Origin of the sequence: Paenibacillus terreus, assembly GCF_042138595.1 — a bacterium.
Taxonomy (GTDB): Bacteria; Bacillota; Bacilli; order Paenibacillales; family Paenibacillaceae; genus Paenibacillus; species Paenibacillus terreus.
In genome coordinates this window covers 1-14,841 of the sequence record NZ_JBHIRX010000006.1, presented here as the reverse complement: position 1 = coordinate 14,841, position 14,841 = coordinate 1, and the positions used below count along the sequence as shown (strand labels likewise).

Annotated in this window: 13 protein-coding genes; 9 read left to right on the top strand and 4 right to left on the bottom strand. The window is 50.0% G+C overall.

Annotation, left to right across the window (positions count from 1 at the left end; genetic code table 11):
• Positions 1–146 precede the first annotated feature (146 nt).
• On the bottom strand, positions 147–1,235 hold the full coding sequence (locus ACE5KN_RS12760) for an RNA-guided endonuclease InsQ/TnpB family protein (protein WP_375527848.1): 1,089 nt from the start codon (positions 1,233–1,235) through the stop codon (positions 147–149).
• A 464-nt stretch (positions 1,236–1,699) separates the two neighbouring features.
• Between ACE5KN_RS12760 and dat the strand changes: the two genes are divergently transcribed.
• Entirely contained in the window at positions 1,700–2,554 is an 855-nt protein-coding gene (dat, locus tag ACE5KN_RS12755; protein WP_375527847.1) for a D-amino-acid transaminase, read from the top strand.
• Positions 2,555–2,631: 77 nt separating this feature from the next.
• On the opposite strand, the gene ACE5KN_RS12750 is transcribed toward dat, so the two are convergent.
• Both ACE5KN_RS12750 and ACE5KN_RS12745 read right to left on the bottom strand, forming a co-directional pair.
• On the bottom strand, positions 2,632–3,387 hold the full coding sequence (locus ACE5KN_RS12750) for a YdcF family protein (protein ID WP_375527846.1): 756 nt from the start codon (positions 3,385–3,387) through the stop codon (positions 2,632–2,634).
• Between the two features lie 134 nt (positions 3,388–3,521).
• Positions 3,522–4,022: a TetR/AcrR family transcriptional regulator gene (locus ACE5KN_RS12745; RefSeq protein ID WP_375527845.1), complete on the bottom strand. Its 501-nt coding sequence runs from the start codon at positions 4,020–4,022 to the stop codon at positions 3,522–3,524.
• A 193-nt stretch (positions 4,023–4,215) separates the two neighbouring features.
• Between ACE5KN_RS12745 and ACE5KN_RS12740 the strand changes: the two genes are divergently transcribed.
• A complete protein-coding gene (locus ACE5KN_RS12740; protein ID WP_375527844.1) occupies positions 4,216–5,136 on the top strand; it encodes a ketopantoate reductase family protein in 921 nt (306 codons plus the stop codon).
• A 164-nt stretch (positions 5,137–5,300) separates the two neighbouring features.
• On the opposite strand, the gene ACE5KN_RS12735 is transcribed toward ACE5KN_RS12740, so the two are convergent.
• A complete protein-coding gene (locus ACE5KN_RS12735; RefSeq protein ID WP_375527843.1) occupies positions 5,301–6,089 on the bottom strand; it encodes a DNA-binding protein in 789 nt (262 codons plus the stop codon).
• Between the two features lie 225 nt (positions 6,090–6,314).
• On the opposite strand from ACE5KN_RS12735, the gene ACE5KN_RS12730 reads away from it, so the two are divergent.
• From ACE5KN_RS12730 to rhaD, 7 genes are all read left to right on the top strand, one after another.
• Positions 6,315–6,662, top strand: coding sequence for a hypothetical protein (locus ACE5KN_RS12730; RefSeq protein WP_375527842.1), 348 nt, complete (start codon positions 6,315–6,317; stop codon positions 6,660–6,662).
• A gap of 231 nt (positions 6,663–6,893) precedes the next feature.
• Complete coding sequence (locus ACE5KN_RS12725) at positions 6,894–9,203, top strand: helix-turn-helix domain-containing protein (RefSeq protein WP_375527841.1); 2,310 nt, start codon at positions 6,894–6,896, stop codon at positions 9,201–9,203.
• Between the two features lie 244 nt (positions 9,204–9,447).
• Positions 9,448–10,413: a tripartite tricarboxylate transporter substrate binding protein gene (locus ACE5KN_RS12720; protein WP_375527892.1), complete on the top strand. Its 966-nt coding sequence runs from the start codon at positions 9,448–9,450 to the stop codon at positions 10,411–10,413.
• 45 nt (positions 10,414–10,458) lie between these two features.
• A complete protein-coding gene (gene kdgT / locus ACE5KN_RS12715) occupies positions 10,459–11,463 on the top strand; it encodes a 2-keto-3-deoxygluconate transporter (protein ID WP_375527840.1) in 1,005 nt (334 codons plus the stop codon).
• 156 nt (positions 11,464–11,619) lie between these two features.
• Positions 11,620–13,065: a stalk domain-containing protein gene (locus ACE5KN_RS12710; RefSeq protein WP_375527839.1), complete on the top strand. Its 1,446-nt coding sequence runs from the start codon at positions 11,620–11,622 to the stop codon at positions 13,063–13,065.
• Between the two features lie 123 nt (positions 13,066–13,188).
• A complete protein-coding gene (locus ACE5KN_RS12705) occupies positions 13,189–13,587 on the top strand; it encodes a hypothetical protein (protein ID WP_375527838.1) in 399 nt (132 codons plus the stop codon).
• Positions 13,588–13,863: 276 nt separating this feature from the next.
• The gene (gene rhaD / locus ACE5KN_RS12700; RefSeq protein WP_375527837.1) at positions 13,864–14,712 is read left to right on the top strand and encodes a rhamnulose-1-phosphate aldolase; all 849 of its coding nucleotides are present in this window, start codon (positions 13,864–13,866) and stop codon (positions 14,710–14,712) included.
• Positions 14,713–14,841 lie beyond the last annotated feature (129 nt).

The following is a 14,841-nucleotide window of genomic DNA, read 5'->3' as shown; positions in this document are numbered from 1 at the left end:
GAATGTTCCCACCGCCTGAAGAGGCGGGGGCTTCTTGTTTCGACGATCGCTGCCTCTCTGTAGGAAAGGTCTGACTGGATCTCCACAAGCGTTCGATGCGGTACGCATCCCGTTCGGGGCAAACCCTCCCTACGGTATTCGGTACATCACGCTACGATATTCAAAGCCCGCTGCAAAATGACCTGGGCCGAAACGATGTCTCTGTCCTGCACCAGTCCGCATGCTTCGCATTCATGAAGCCGGATCGCCAACGTTTTGGGAACATCCGCACCGCAGATGCAGGTTTGCGATGTGCCGTGGGCGGGCACTTGTACGAGTCGCTTCCCCTGTTTTGCAGCTTTATACGACAGATACGTGATGAACCTTCGCCATCCGGCATCCGAGATGCTTTTGGACAGTCGGCGATTGCGGATCATGTTCTTCACTTTCAGCTGCTCCACCGCAATCAGGTCATGTCTCTGAACGATGCGGTACGATTGTTTGTGCAAGAAATCTTTTCGCTGCCGCGCCACTTTCTGATGGATGCTCGCGACTTTCTGTTTGGCCTTCTGCCGGTTGCGGGAACCGCGCGCTTTACGGGATAGCCGCCGCTGGGCGCGTCTGAGCCGCTTCTCCGCTCTTCGCAGATGACGTGGGTTGTCCACTTTCGTCTCATCAGACAGTGCCGCAAACGTGCGTAGCCCGACGTCGATGCCCACGGCTGCTTCCATCGTCTGGCCGACTTCCGCTGCCTCTATGTTCACACCGATCCCCACCATCCATCCGTCTGCATGCCGCTTTACGTTGATTTGGGTCACATTCGTCCGGTCGAACGGACGATGTGTACGCAGGCGGACAAAGCCGATTTTGGACAGATAGACATATCCATCCCGGGCGAAGGTCTTACTTACCGCACCAGGCTGGGGGTATGTAAAGGAGAGATATCGGTCGGCTGACTTATAGTGGGGAAAGCCCGCATCGCCGCGAAAGAATCGCTGATAGGCATCATCCAAACGCCGCAGGCAATCTTGTAACACTTGCGAATGAACTTCTCTATATTCGGGAAATTCCTTCTTAAAGGCGGGCAATTCATTCTGCTGCATGGCGTAGGTGACGGTTTTGCCCTCTTGGTTGTAGACGGTATCCCGTTGCTCCTTCGCCCGATTGTACAGCTTCCGGCACAAGTTCAACGTTCGAATCATGAGTTCTTCCTGTTCGGGGGTCGGATAGAGGCGAAATTGGTACGTGATTTGCACGAAGGGTCACCGCCTTAACAAGAACATATATTCCCATCATACCACACAAACATTCGACTAGGAAAGCACGAGCCTTATACAATAGACAAGTGCATTTAGGCTTCGCCTAACCGAGATTCATCCCCTACCTGCAGAGGAAGGGGACTTCTCTCGGAAGGCCGTTAAATGTGGCTGTCAGCTACTTCTGCATTGTAACACAGTATGGCAGTGGCAGGCAGTCCGGCACTGTAAAAAAGTCCTGCCTTTCGCAGGTGATACGGTTGTATGGTTTTCATTCAATCCTTAGCTGGCAGCGTTTATCTAAAATTAACAGTTGACGGTGAAGTGTAAAAATCATTAAATAAGTTAAAATACAACAAATGCATACTTCGGCAAGGTTGTATTTGAATGCCCACTGCGATGAACCGCCAAAGTGTAAGCGGCCTCTTATGCCAATCAAATTCACTATGACAGGAGTGGAGATCATGTTTTTATGGAACGGACGACTCGTACAGGAAGATGAAATTCAGGTCTCTTACCTGGACCGCGGCTACTATTTCGGTGACGGTATTTATGAAGTATTCCGAATTTATGGTGGCAAGTTGTTCGAGAAGCAGGCGCATCTGAACAGATTGTTCCAAAGCCTGCGCGAAGTAAGAATCACGCTGCCCTGGAGCGAAGCAGAGCTGTCCGGCATGGTGGACTCCCTCACCGAAACATTCGGGAAGAAAGATGGAATTTTGTATCTGCAGATTACGCGGGGGGCGGCGAAGCGGTCGCATTTGCTCCCCGAATCCGTCGAGCCGGTTATGCTCGGATACTGCGAAGAGGTTGCGCGCCCTGTCGAGCAGCTGAAAAAAGGCATAGCCACGATTACACTCGATGATGAAAGATGGCACAAATGTCATATTAAATCCCTGAATCTGCTGGCCAATACGCTGGCGCGGCAGGAGGCGGCCGATGCAGGAGCGGAAGAGGCCATTCTGGTCCGTGACGGACGGGTTACGGAATGCACCTCTTCCAATGTGATGATGGTCAAGAAAGGCGTAATTATTACACATCCGAACGGTCCATTGATTCTGGATGGAATTACCAAGCAGGTGGTAGAACGGCTGGCCAAGCAGAGCGGTATTCCGTACCGGACGACAGGCTTTACCCTTGAAGAGTTGATGGATGCCGATGAAGTGTTCGTGACCAGCACGACCAAGGAAGTGATGCCGGTCACGATCATCAATGGCATCAAGGTTGGCTCCGGAATTCCGGGTGTCATTACCCAGCTGCTGCAGCACGGATTTGAGCAGAAAATCAAACCGGCGGCAGCGGCGGAACTGCTCGGTTGAATGGCAAAAACCTCGTTCTCTGTACGTGGACAGCTGTCCTGTACTTGGAACGAGGTTTTACATTATTCGCTTTCCCGCTACTTCAGCCTGGTTACCAATATCCCCAGATACTCCTTCAACGCAAGTCCCGTACTGGATACCGCCCCTGCAGAGGGGGACAATCTTCCGGTGTACATCCTCATCGGCCTGCTGACCAGATAATCAGTCGGATACGGCTGCACGGCAACGCCCGCCTTCTCAAACTGCAGAACCGCCCGGGTCATATGGAAGCCGGAGGTGACGAGCACAGGCCGGGACAACCCTTTCTCCCGCAAAAGAGCTGCCGTATTCTGCGCATTCTGCTCTGTATTGAGCGACCGGTTCTCTATTAAAATACTGCTGTCCGGGATGCCCATTCCCAGCAGCTGCCGGCGGGCGATATCCCCTTCATTGCCGCTGTCCGCAAAAACCTGGCCCCCTGAGAACAAAATGGGCAGCCCTGTCTGTTCATGCAGCCGCACGGCGGTAATAAGCCGGTTGGCCGCCGATCCGTACATATTGCCTGTCCCATCCACATCCGGTGTCCCGGAGGCGGCGCCTCCGCCAAGGACGACGATGACGTCGCCCTGCACGGCGGAAGGCTGCGGATAATCATCTTCCAGTCCGGCAATCAACGCGTCTCCTACCAAATTAGTGGAAGATAAATAAAAGAGTAGCGTGATCCCCAGCAGAACCGACGCCGCTTTACCCTCCCGCCTCCATCGCCACAGCCATACCGCAAGCGCCAGCAGCAGCAGTATGAACAGCCCGGGAGGCAGGACGAAGCTGTAAACGAATTTGATGAAATAAATCAATGAAACTACCGCCTTTGCATGATGGATTCGGTAGTATTGTAGCATGGAAAATGATGTCCCGTTAAAAATGCTAGGCATATAGGAAGGAAGTCCTTATTGTACTAAACCATGATTGGGTCTAAATGGGAGATTTATTATTTAGAATAGGGCGTAATCCCCTTTGTATACAGGTTGTCCACTAACTTGAAAAATTCTTCTGACGATAAATCCTTTTGCCGCTGGAGCCAAAGCCGAAATAAAGAAAGGGATGTTGAGAGGTAAAACTCAATCAAGTACGGCGTTATGGACTGGTTTTGCGGAAAGTTTAATTCCAATCTATTCAAGGTGATTTCTCTTTTTAAGCGATTTAAAAAACGAGTGCTTCCATAATCGCCCAGGAGGGCACTGAGAATCGAGAGATACTCCCTTTTGTCCAAACAATGGAGCGCATTTTGAACCGTGTCCATCGATAACTCTTTATTCGCCAATTCTTCTTTTATATAGTTCAATAAATTAGTTTCAACAAAGTCTAACAGTTCGTAAATATCAGAAAAGTACTGATAAAATGTACTGCGGTTATATCCTGACTTATTCGCAATTTCTTGAATGGAGATTTTTTCAATCCGGCTTTTGGCTGTATAACTTACAAAAAACATCTATAAAAATTTGTTTTGTTTTCTCGGTTATTTCTGGCTGCTTTTTCATTTTATACTCCTATTCGAACAAGAATATCATCCGACAAATAATAAAAAACTGATGGTTGATAAAGGAATACTAAAGACCTATGATCGCATTATACAACACGTTGTCTGATGATTGAAAGGAATGTTGAAAAATAGGGGTGGTTTTATGTCCGCAAAACAAAATAGAGTTTTAATTTTTGGTGCAGGTGTTATAGGCAGCGCATACGCAATCAAATTCATTGAAGCAGGAATTGACGTCAATCTGTTTGCGCGTTCTAATAGATTTACAACATTAAAAGAAAATGGCCTTCTATATTATGAAAAAGGTGCGGTTAAATCTATAAAAGTAAATGTCATTGATACGCTTGAAAATGATGATGTATATGATTTTATTTTCGTTACAGTTCGTTACGATCGATCCGAATCAGCGTTGTTAGCATTAAAAGACAATCAAAGCAAAAATATTGTTACGATGATCAGCAATTCAATTGGATTTTCTTCGTGGCTGGATATTGTTGGAGATAGACTTTTACCAGCTTTCCCCGGCGCCGGCGGACAGATTAAAGATGGAGTTTTGTATGCCCGGTTTCCACCAAAGGTTCTAGTGGCTACTATGTTTGGAGAAATTAATGGTTTAGTGACAGAACGTGCAGAAAACCTCGCAAAATTATTTGAAACAGCAAAACTTCCCTACGCAATTAATAAGGATATGAAAGCTTATCTAATCACACATTCAGTATCGGACATTGCCATGCTTAGTGTTTTACATGCTGCAGATAAGATCATTGATGAAAAAACAGCTAAAACCAGAAAAACGGCACATAAAATAACAATCACTTTAAAAACGTATTTAAAGGCAATCCAAAAAGCTGGCATTGCTATTAATCCATCTGCACTCAAAATTGTGCTTAAATTCCCTGATTTGATTTTGGATTTTTTCTTTATGATATGGCTCCGGACTAAAATGGTTAAGGAGATGATGTTGCCGGATTATGCGAGCAGCGCAAACAATGAAATTGTGCGGTTGAATAACGATTTATTGAAGTTTTTAAATCAAAATATGGTAGAGTGCACTGCAGAAAACTGAATTGTCTCCTCATATTCCTTGTTGTTTAACAGCGGAACCAAGCAAGATAATGTTGTACATACTTCGTTGTGAACAAGAAATTGGTCTTATAGAACTATATGTCAGTGTATGATTTATAACAAAACAAAGCTGGCGTCGTCCTCCAGAGACGCCAGCCTATTTGGTTACAGCTCTTTTTCTACAACTGCCCGCATCATGCCTCTGTAACGCTCCTTCTGCGCCGGGGATGCCGAGTCACGAATAAGCTCGAACAGGGCGGCGCATTTTCTGAAGTTGCTCTGATTCTCCATGTTCTCGGCAGCTTCCAGAACGGTTAAAATGTTTTCCGCCGCGGCACCTTGTTCATCTCGACTGATTTGGTAGTTGGCCAGTTCCAGCAGAAAGAAATGGTAAGCGGTCAGATCCGCCGCTTCTTCCGTATTTCCGAATTCCCGTATCTGTGCGGAGAATTGCTCCAGAATGGAGTCAACGTTCAATCCGTGCTCATGAGCGGCCTCCACAATCGTAGTCAGACCGGGCAGTACCTCAAAAGGATTTTCCTGCAAAAAGCTGACGTAATCGCCAAGCACCTCTGTATGTCCGGAAAGCATGTTGATTTCAAACAGATGGGCTGTAGCCATGAAACGATAGTATTCCACTTCTTCAAGATCGTGTTCGTCAAGATTACCGTACCTGTCCAGCTCGGCATATTCCGCAATGCACGCCCTGGCTCGATCGTACTGCCGCAGCTTTGTCAGAGCCTGGCCTTTCATCATATGACCGTAACCGTAGTAATACACTAATGACCTTGTACGGTTCGACTTCAATGTGCCGTTTCCGTTAAGAGAAACAAGGGAGAGCAAGTCTTCGGACAGCTCTATGATCTTGTCCCAATTTTCAAATGCAAAGGCCATCTTCAGCATGTTTACAAGGGTGTCCAGATCTTCGATTCCGGAACGGTTGCTCTCGTCCAAATGTTTCTCCTCCTCAATCCCCGGATATAAGAAGTATAAAAGATGTTTATAATTTCATCAATATATGGAGAATGTAATAGAATATAGTAATTTAAACCAAGTTAATTTATCCCAAAGACAAGCGGAATAGAAAATGATATGTATAAAAGTTCCTCTGTGCCCGCTTTAACGTCTGTCCTAAAAAAATGCCCGGCAGCATACATACATAGCAGAGGAGGGGAGAGGATGGATATAAACGTGAAGCGATATTATCTGCTGAAGCAGCGGCAGAAGGAGACGGAGAAGGAGCTGGCGGCCCTGCGCGAGGAAATTACCGCATACTGCAAAGACCATGGAATCAGCGAGTTCGAGTCAGGCGGATATACACTGAAACTGGTGCAGAAGAACCATAGGGAATATGATGACGACAAGCTGTACGAGGCGCTGTCTGATCCCACGGTTTGGCGTCTGCTGTCCAAAGCGGATCCGGCGAAAATCTCAAGCCTGCTTAAGCTGAAGGTCATTTCGGAGGAAGCGATCCGTCCTGCCATGTCGTTAAAGCCGGTGCATATGCTGCTGGTCGATAAAAAATGATAGATTCCCTTCCACACTTTTTGAACTACCTCTAAAAAGCGGCAGCGTTGTCTGCCGTCTTTTTGTTTTCCAACCATGTGTAAAAAACGGCACTGCAATTCAGTTGAAAATTAGCTACAATAGATAAAGATATCCATTTTCTTGCAAGAAAGCGAATTCATATATTGGACAATACAGGCGCTGAATGCCGGCGCTTTTGCGAGATTGCCGGAATGGAAGGATGAAGGATGCATGATTCGTTTTAAATTCAGATATATGTTGAAAAACAAACAGACAAGGCTGATTCTGCTGCTCACGTTATCCGTATCCCTGCTGATTACACTGATTGGGCTGGGGTCGTACGTCCGCTACCGGGAGGGGCTGGATACCGAGCTGAATGCGCCTAACGTGGAGCTGCTGCAAATCAATATGGATGTGACGAACCGTGCCTTCCGGGAGGCGGACGAGAAAGCGGTGGATTTGTCGTATCGTACGGAAATGATGTCATATCTGAATGCTCCAGTATCCAGGCAGCGGGCCGAGGCTGCTGAGGTACAGCAGCTGCTGGCAAGTGCTGCAGCGGATAAAAAGGTGCAATCAGTTGCAGTGGCCGATTTTGCCCATAAATCCGTGGTCTCCAGTGATTTTGGCTACTTGGCGAAATGGGAGGAAGCGCAGGACTCTGCCTGGACTGCATGGATTCAGGAGATTGAGAAACGTCCGCTGCTGATCAAGCGGAGATGGCTTGGCTCAGAGATGGGGGACAGCAGCACCGAACTGCTGAGCATTGTCAGACCCGTGATGGCGGACGGCAAGGCGGCGGGAGCGGTTATCGTCAATCTGGATTACGATCTGTTTTTCTCGCAAATGTATACACACCTGTCCAGCCAGCAGTATGTATATAACCTGGACGGCGAACTGATCTACCCGAAGCTGAACACAGGCGTTCGGCCATCCGATATGGACGCGGTTATTGATGAGCTTGATGTCAGACCGTTCAGCTATGTAAAAGTACAGGGCCAGGAATATATGGCCAACCAGACCTTCTCGGACGTGACCGGCTGGAGGCTGGTGTCTCTGGTGCCCATGGACCATATGCTCAAAAACGTCAAGCTGGCCAGAAACATGATGCTGTTCCTGTCCCTCGTCTCGATCATCGTGGGCTGTTCGGCTATTTACTACTATAATTATGCGGCTTTCCGGCCCTTGCGCAGAATTCATCAGCTGTTAAATCCGGCTTCCGGCGGCAGCTCGCAGGGCAGCTTGTTTGATCTTGAGCCCGTGATCGGCAAATGGGTAGGGGAATACCAGCGCAGAACATTCGTGGCGGAAAGAAGTTTGCCCGAGCTGAGGAGCAAATATATCCAGGATATTCTGAACCGCTGTATTGGCATCAAGGAGGTCCGCACGAAATGGAGCCACTATTTCCATGATTGGAGCGCAGATTCCCTGACCGTCATGGTGGTGTCCATTGACCGGTACTGGCAGTGGGCGGCTTCTTTTATGGAGGAAGACAGGATGCTGCTTAAATATGCCCTGCAAAATATTATGGAAGAGGTTCTTGCTCCGGCGTGGCGGATGGTATGTGTCACAGCGAAGAAGGACAGCTTTGTGGTGCTGCTGCAGCCCAAGGACGAAGCGGCCGATGCCGGGGAACTGCGGCTGGACGCGGAGAAGCTGATTGAAATTGTGAGCAGACATCTGAATATGTCCGTCTCCGCAGGCATCGGTCCGGAGGTGCAGGATATTTCCGCTTTGGAGCAGTCCCATGCCGCTGCACGCAAAATTTTGACTTACCGGCTGTACGAAGGCTACGGGCGGGTGCACGCGCATGCGGCTTGGGATAAACATATGAAAGCCGACATGGAGGAGGTTTGGTCCGCCGAGATCATTCAGGGTCTGCAGAACGGTGACGGCGGCGCGAACGCGGCCGCGGTGGTGAAATGGGCGTCTCTCATCCGTGAGCATGGTGTTGAACCAGAGCAGGTATACAGGGCTGCGGATCATATTTTGGAGGAAATTCTGGACATGACCGCCGCCCGCAGCATGGATCCTCCTGAGGAAATTAACAACTATAACTGGAGTCAGGTGCAGACGATGGACCTGACGGACATTGAGCAATTGCTGTGCCAGGTTACCGTCAAAATCGCGGAGCAGATTCAGGTTCACAGCCATACAAGGGAATACAAACGGGTACAGGACATGATTCAGTACATGGAAGAGCATATGCAGGAGAATATCGGCTTGCAGGATATCGCCGGACATGTCGGGATGAGTGTGTCATCCGTCAGCAGCATGTTCAAAGAAGAAACGGGAACAACCGTATATGACTACCTCACGCATTTGCGCATCGCGAAGGCATGTGAGCTGCTGACGGAAAGTGACCACAAAATTTCCAGCATCGCCAGCATGGTTGGCTATCAGAATGAAAACAGCTTTATCCGAGTATTTCGTAAAATCAAAGCGGTAACCCCGGGCAAATTCCGGGAAAGCAGCAAATCTTCCAGCAGGTATGCAGATCTGCCAAAACCGCGCCACTCCGGCATTTTTGAAGATACTTAAGCAGATTGAACGATGGATAACCCCCGCGCCCTGGATTACACTGAGGCTGTGAAATGCTGCTCATATGACGAAGCCAGCTGTCACACTCAGAACAAGCACGGGGGGTGAAGAAGGACGGGTACCGGAGGACCGGAGAGATTAGAGGGTCAAGCCGGATGACGGCCGCATATGTGAAGAAAAGAGGGATGACGTGAAAAGCAGAGGATGGAGGAGCTGGACTGCACTCGCAGCAGCGGCTGTAGTACTGGCGGGAGTATGGTTCTTAACCTTTCAAGGGAACGCTTGGACTTTGAAGGCGGAGCAACGTAGTACGGCTGCTTTTCCCAACAAACCGGTCACACTGGTCGTCCCGTATGCTGCCGGCGGCGGAACCGATATCATGGCAAGAGCGCTTGCTAAAGCGGCGGAAAAGCGTCTCGGCCAGCCGGTTGTGGTCGTGAACCGGACAGGGGGAGGAGGCGCCATCGGATTAATGGAAGGCGCGGATGCCAAAGCGGACGGTTATACCGTCACCTGCATGGTAACGGAGCTGACGATCCTGCCCCATCTCGGGCTGCTTCCGATTACCTATGAGCAATTCAAGCCGATTGCGCAGATCAATCACGATCCTTCCGCCATCACCGTGCGGGCGGACGCGCCGTGGAAGACGGCGGCCGAATTTCTGGACTACGCGAAAACCCGTCCCGGTGAAGTCAAGATGGGCAATGCGGGGACAGGAAGCATATGGCATCTGGCTGCGGCGACGTTGGAAAAAGAAAGCGGTCTTACGTTCACGCATATTCCGTATGAGGGAGCGGGGCCAGCCGTATCGGCGCTCCTGAGCGGGTTTGTGGATGCGGTGCCTGTAAGCCCGGCCGAAGTGAAAAACTACGTGCAGCAGGGAAAGCTGCGCACGCTGGCTATTAATGATACCGCTCCTTCGGAAGCGCTTCCAGGGGTTCCGACTCTGAAGGAGGCCACCGGATTGGATGTCACCTTTGCGGGAACCTGGCGAGGACTCGCGGTTCCGAAGGGCACACCCGATGATGTTACAGATGTGCTGGCGCAAGCTTTTATGAATGCGGCCGAAGACCCGGAATTCAAGGAACAAATGAAAGAGAATGGATTGGGATTGCTGGTGAAAGACGGCGCAGGTTTCGGCCGCCAATTGAAAGAAAATCATGATACGTTAGGGAAGCTGATCCCTGAGCTTGGATTGAGCCGAAAATGAGAGCGCTTTAATTTATGCGACGGCAAAAAGAAAGGTATGGTAATGATGAAAATCAAACAAAGCATTGAGAAAATTCCTGGCGGAATGATGCTGGTTCCCCTGTTCATCGGTGCCATCGTGCATACATTTTGGGCCGGTGCAGGAGAATATTTCGGATCATTTACCAACGGGCTGATGACAGGCACGGTGCCGATTCTGGCCGTATGGTTTTTCTGCATGGGGGCGTCCATCGATGTCCGCGCGACAGGCACGGTGCTCAGAAAATCGGGTACGCTCGTATTGACCAAAATCGCTGTCGCCTGGGTTGTGGCGATGATCGCCTCCACCTTTCTGCCGGGGGGAGGCATTCAGACCGGATTTTTTGCAGGGCTGTCTGTGCTGGCGCTGGTAGCGGCCATGGATATGACCAACGGCGGCTTATATGCTTCCATTATGCAGCAGTATGGCTCCAAGGAGGAAGCGGGCGCGTTTGTGCTGATGTCGCTGGAATCCGGACCGCTGGTTACAATGCTGATTTTGGGCAGCACCGGGCTCGCGGTATTTGAGCCGCAGACCTTTGTGGGAGCAGTGCTGCCGTTTCTGATCGGTTTTCTGCTGGGCAACCTGGATCATGATTTGCGTGAATTTTTTGGAAAAGCGACGCATACGCTGATTCCTTTCTTCGGCTTTGCGCTTGGCTGCACCATCGATCTGGGAGTAATCCTGCAGACAGGGCTGCTCGGGATTCTGCTGGGCATTGCGGTCATTATCATTACAGGCATTCCGCTCATGCTGGCTGATAAATACATTGGCGGCGGCAACGGCACTGCGGGCCTTGCGGCTTCCAGTACGGCAGGCGCGGCCGTGGCGAACCCGGTTATCGTGGCCAACATGAAGCCTGAATTTCTGCCTGTGGCCCAATCCGCGACCGCGCTGGTAGCGGCCTGCGTAATCGTCACTTCTATCCTGGTGCCGATCTTGACGGCTTATTGGGCCAAATACCAGAATAAAAACGGAAAGGCCAACATATCTGGTTCCGGCGAGGCACCCCTGCGGGAAGTAAAAGCCTAAGTCGAGTATGAAGATAACATGGTCCTCTATTAAAGCGATGGACTGCCAACTGGCAGCCTATTGCTTTTTTTTGTTGAATTGGGAGGTGAACACTGCTGGAGGAAGAACTTTATGATGAGATGCGAATGACAAAATTATAGAAGGAGATGAGTCGTATTGGGTTTGACTCGTAGATGGCGCAGGGTTGTTTTGGCTTTAACCCTTCTATTGATATTTGCGGCGATTATGGCTCCGCATTTCACTTTAGCTGCACAGGTAGAGGGTGGCGGCAAACGGTTTATTCAGGTTGAAGGAGGAAGGTATTATACGGCCGCGCTTAGAAATGACGGATCGGTCTGGATATGGGGGCGGAACCTGTGGGGCGAGCTGGGGCTGCAGGAAACGGTCAACCTTCGGCGTATTGAAGCTCCTGTGAGAGTTGGACGCTTGTCTGATATTCGCTCGTTGAGTGTATACGGCAGCGGCCATAATCTTGTCGTGAAATCGGATGGAACCGTCTGGCAGTGGGGAGCAGCGGACGGATATGCAGATCAGCAGGTGCATTCCCTGCTTCCCCGGCAGGTTGATGGAGTTTCCAGTGCAGCCACAGCAGCTGCTGGCGAAGACTTTGGTGTCGCATTGTTAGAGGATGGGACAGTGTGGTCGTGGGGACGATACCGCAATGAAGCATTGGCCCAAGATGCTCGCAAGCCTGCGCCCGTTCCTGGGTTGAGCAATGTGGTTCAGGTTGCTGCGGATGGGAGAAATGCTTATGCCGTCAAGTCGGACGGAAGTCTGTGGAAGTGGAGAGAGCCGTCCGCCCCAAGCAATACGGATGGGGCTGTTTCCCTGCATCCTGTCAAGATAATGGGTTTTAGCAAAATCAAACAGGTTTCCGCCAATAATGATCAACTTTACGCTTTGGATTCAAAGGGGAAGCTATGGACATTAAGCGGTAGCGGGAAAGCAAAGAGTTATCACAGTGAGCTGACGATACAGAGCGTACGTGCAGGAGATGGTTATGTACTATTATTAACTGCTCAAGGCGATGTGTTCAGCTTCGGATCGACGGTAACGGGGAAACAGGGGAAAGTCGCCGGACTTTTGGGTGTAACCGCCATCGGCGCAGGCTCTCATCATAACCTCGCGATCACGAAAGATGGAAGAGTCTGGGGATGGGGCGGAGACAAGTATTATGAAACCGGCGGGCCGCCTACTTCGGAGGGCGGTATGGCCTACCGCCCGGCTCCCGCACGCCAGGCGGTGGACATAATGATCAACGGTCAGCGATTTGATTCGATATTTCCGGCCATCGTCACGGATTTCGGCGTGCTGGTCCCGGCCAAGCCATTATCCCAAGCGCTGGGAGCAGAATTCTCCATGCTACGGGACGAAGATGGAAGCGGGTCATATCAGATTGGCAGCAATGGCCGAACAGTTACTTTCATGATGAATCAGAGTTTATTCCAGACAGGCACGAAGCAAGCTGCGCTGCCTGAACCGGTAACAGCAGTTACGGGCGCGGTAATGGTGCCCTATCAGCTGCTGGAAAAGGGGCTTGGAGTAAAAATGACATGGAATCCCCAAGCCGGAGTGTTGACAGTTGACAGAGCGGAGGGGTAGGAACCCTGTTTCAATCGAGCCGATAGTAAAGTCCATGCACCTTGTCAAGCATCAGAATATATTAGAAAAATTGCCTTATGAGCAAGTCATGCCAAGTTCTTACGGGAGCAGGAGGTAGAGGATATGCCTGTGTACACTAGCGGTCCGATTCTCAACACGGGCAGCAGCCTGCCCGACCCGCTTGAAATCCGATTCTGCAACGAGAATCAGGCTGAAGCCGCCAATATCAAATGGTCTGTTTTTAATGAAGAGAATGATGAAAATGGCAAGCAGCGGCTCCCCGCCATTCAACAGCAGCTCATTCTGCCCGCTCGTTCCGTGATGACAAGCAAAGTGAATTTGACAGGTGTCCCCATGTATAGAATCCGGTTCGAGATCACCGGAGCAGATCCCGTTATCGATATCATGACATCCGCAGCCTCTGATTCCGGAGGCGCAGCTTCAGATGTCCAGCAGGCGGCTGTAAAAACAGCAACCCCGGCAGTGAAGGGGGAACTGGCTGCTGGCAGCTCCGAAGGATGACATGGTTTATGTAGGAATATGCACGCAGCAGCGGAGAGAACGAAGCAATTCCGGAAAAGCGGAGCGTTCGCCTTCGATCCCGAATTTCTACTGCTCAAAAATAATAATATTGAAATTCGGGGTCCCTTTTTCAACAAATAGTCACAAACAAAAATAAAACAACACAAACAAAATAAATACATTGACTCTATCCACATCTGGCAGTACGCTAAAGATGCAAACAGTGATGAACAAAAGCCATTTGTTAAATTACACTGTGATCAAGGAGTGGAGTTCATGAGCACTTTAGGTATTCATACAGGTGAAGCCGCCATCCCGGGTCTTGAGATCCCGTTTGTCCGCGAAGTGGCCGAGCTGACCCGGGCTATGTGGAGATTCGGCTGGGATGAACGGAACGGCGGCAATGTCAGCTGCATTCTCGACGAAGATACGGTTGCCACTTATATCGATATTCATCAGGTGCAGCGGACGATCAAGCTTGCGTTTCCGGTGCATGAGCTGGCAGGTACTTATTTCATCGTGACAGGCTCGGGCAAATACTTCAAGAATGTGATAAGTGACCCGGAAGCCAATCTGGGCATATTGCGGGTAACAGCAGATGGGGAACAGATCGAGCTTTTATGGGGACTCCAGGGCGGGGCTGTACCGACAAGCGAGCTGCCCTCCCATTTTATGAGCCATATCGAACGCCTGAAGGTGGACCCGCAGCACCGCGCAGTCATTCATAATCATGCGACCCATGTAGTTGCCATGAGTTTTGTGCATGATTTACATGAGAAAAAATTCACAAAAACGCTGTGGGAAATGTGTACAGAGTGCATTGTCGTGTTTCCCGAGGGAGTGGGCATTATCCCCTGGATGGTACCGGGTTCAGATAACATTGGCCGGGCGACGGCGGACAAAATGAAGCATCACAGAGCCGTGTTATGGCCGCATCACGGGATATTCGGAACAGGGAGCACGCTGGACGAGGCATTTGGTTTGATTGAAACGATCGAGAAGGCTGCTCAGATCTATATGCTGATTGCCGGCAAGGATATCAGGCAGAGAATAACGGACAGGGAGCTGGCCGAGCTGGCCAGAGCTTTCGGCGCTACTCCTTGTGAGGGGATTTTAAGTGTCTGACACTAAGATTTACCTATAAGGGCTGTATAGCCATAAGACTCTTTAGCCTGTGTGAAGTGCACCCCTTAGAATAGACATTGGAAAAACCCCCGGGTTTAGCCGATGAAATTCTAGGGGGTGTTATTTTTA

Excerpts from the sequence above, each read along its gene's own strand:
- dat (WP_375527847.1), top strand. The coding sequence starts at position 1,700 with ATGTTTTTATGGAACGGACGACTCGTACAGGAAGATGAAATTCAGGTC.
- ACE5KN_RS12745 (WP_375527845.1), bottom strand. The coding sequence starts at position 4,022 with ATGTTTTTTGTAAGTTATACAGCCAAAAGCCGGATTGAAAAAATCTCC.
- ACE5KN_RS12740 (WP_375527844.1), top strand. The coding sequence starts at position 4,216 with ATGTCCGCAAAACAAAATAGAGTTTTAATTTTTGGTGCAGGTGTTATA.
- ACE5KN_RS12730 (WP_375527842.1), top strand. The coding sequence starts at position 6,315 with ATGGATATAAACGTGAAGCGATATTATCTGCTGAAGCAGCGGCAGAAG.
- ACE5KN_RS12725 (WP_375527841.1), top strand. The coding sequence starts at position 6,894 with ATGATTCGTTTTAAATTCAGATATATGTTGAAAAACAAACAGACAAGG.
- kdgT (WP_375527840.1), top strand. The coding sequence starts at position 10,459 with ATGAAAATCAAACAAAGCATTGAGAAAATTCCTGGCGGAATGATGCTG.
- ACE5KN_RS12705 (WP_375527838.1), top strand. The coding sequence starts at position 13,189 with ATGCCTGTGTACACTAGCGGTCCGATTCTCAACACGGGCAGCAGCCTG.
- rhaD (WP_375527837.1), top strand. The coding sequence starts at position 13,864 with ATGAGCACTTTAGGTATTCATACAGGTGAAGCCGCCATCCCGGGTCTT.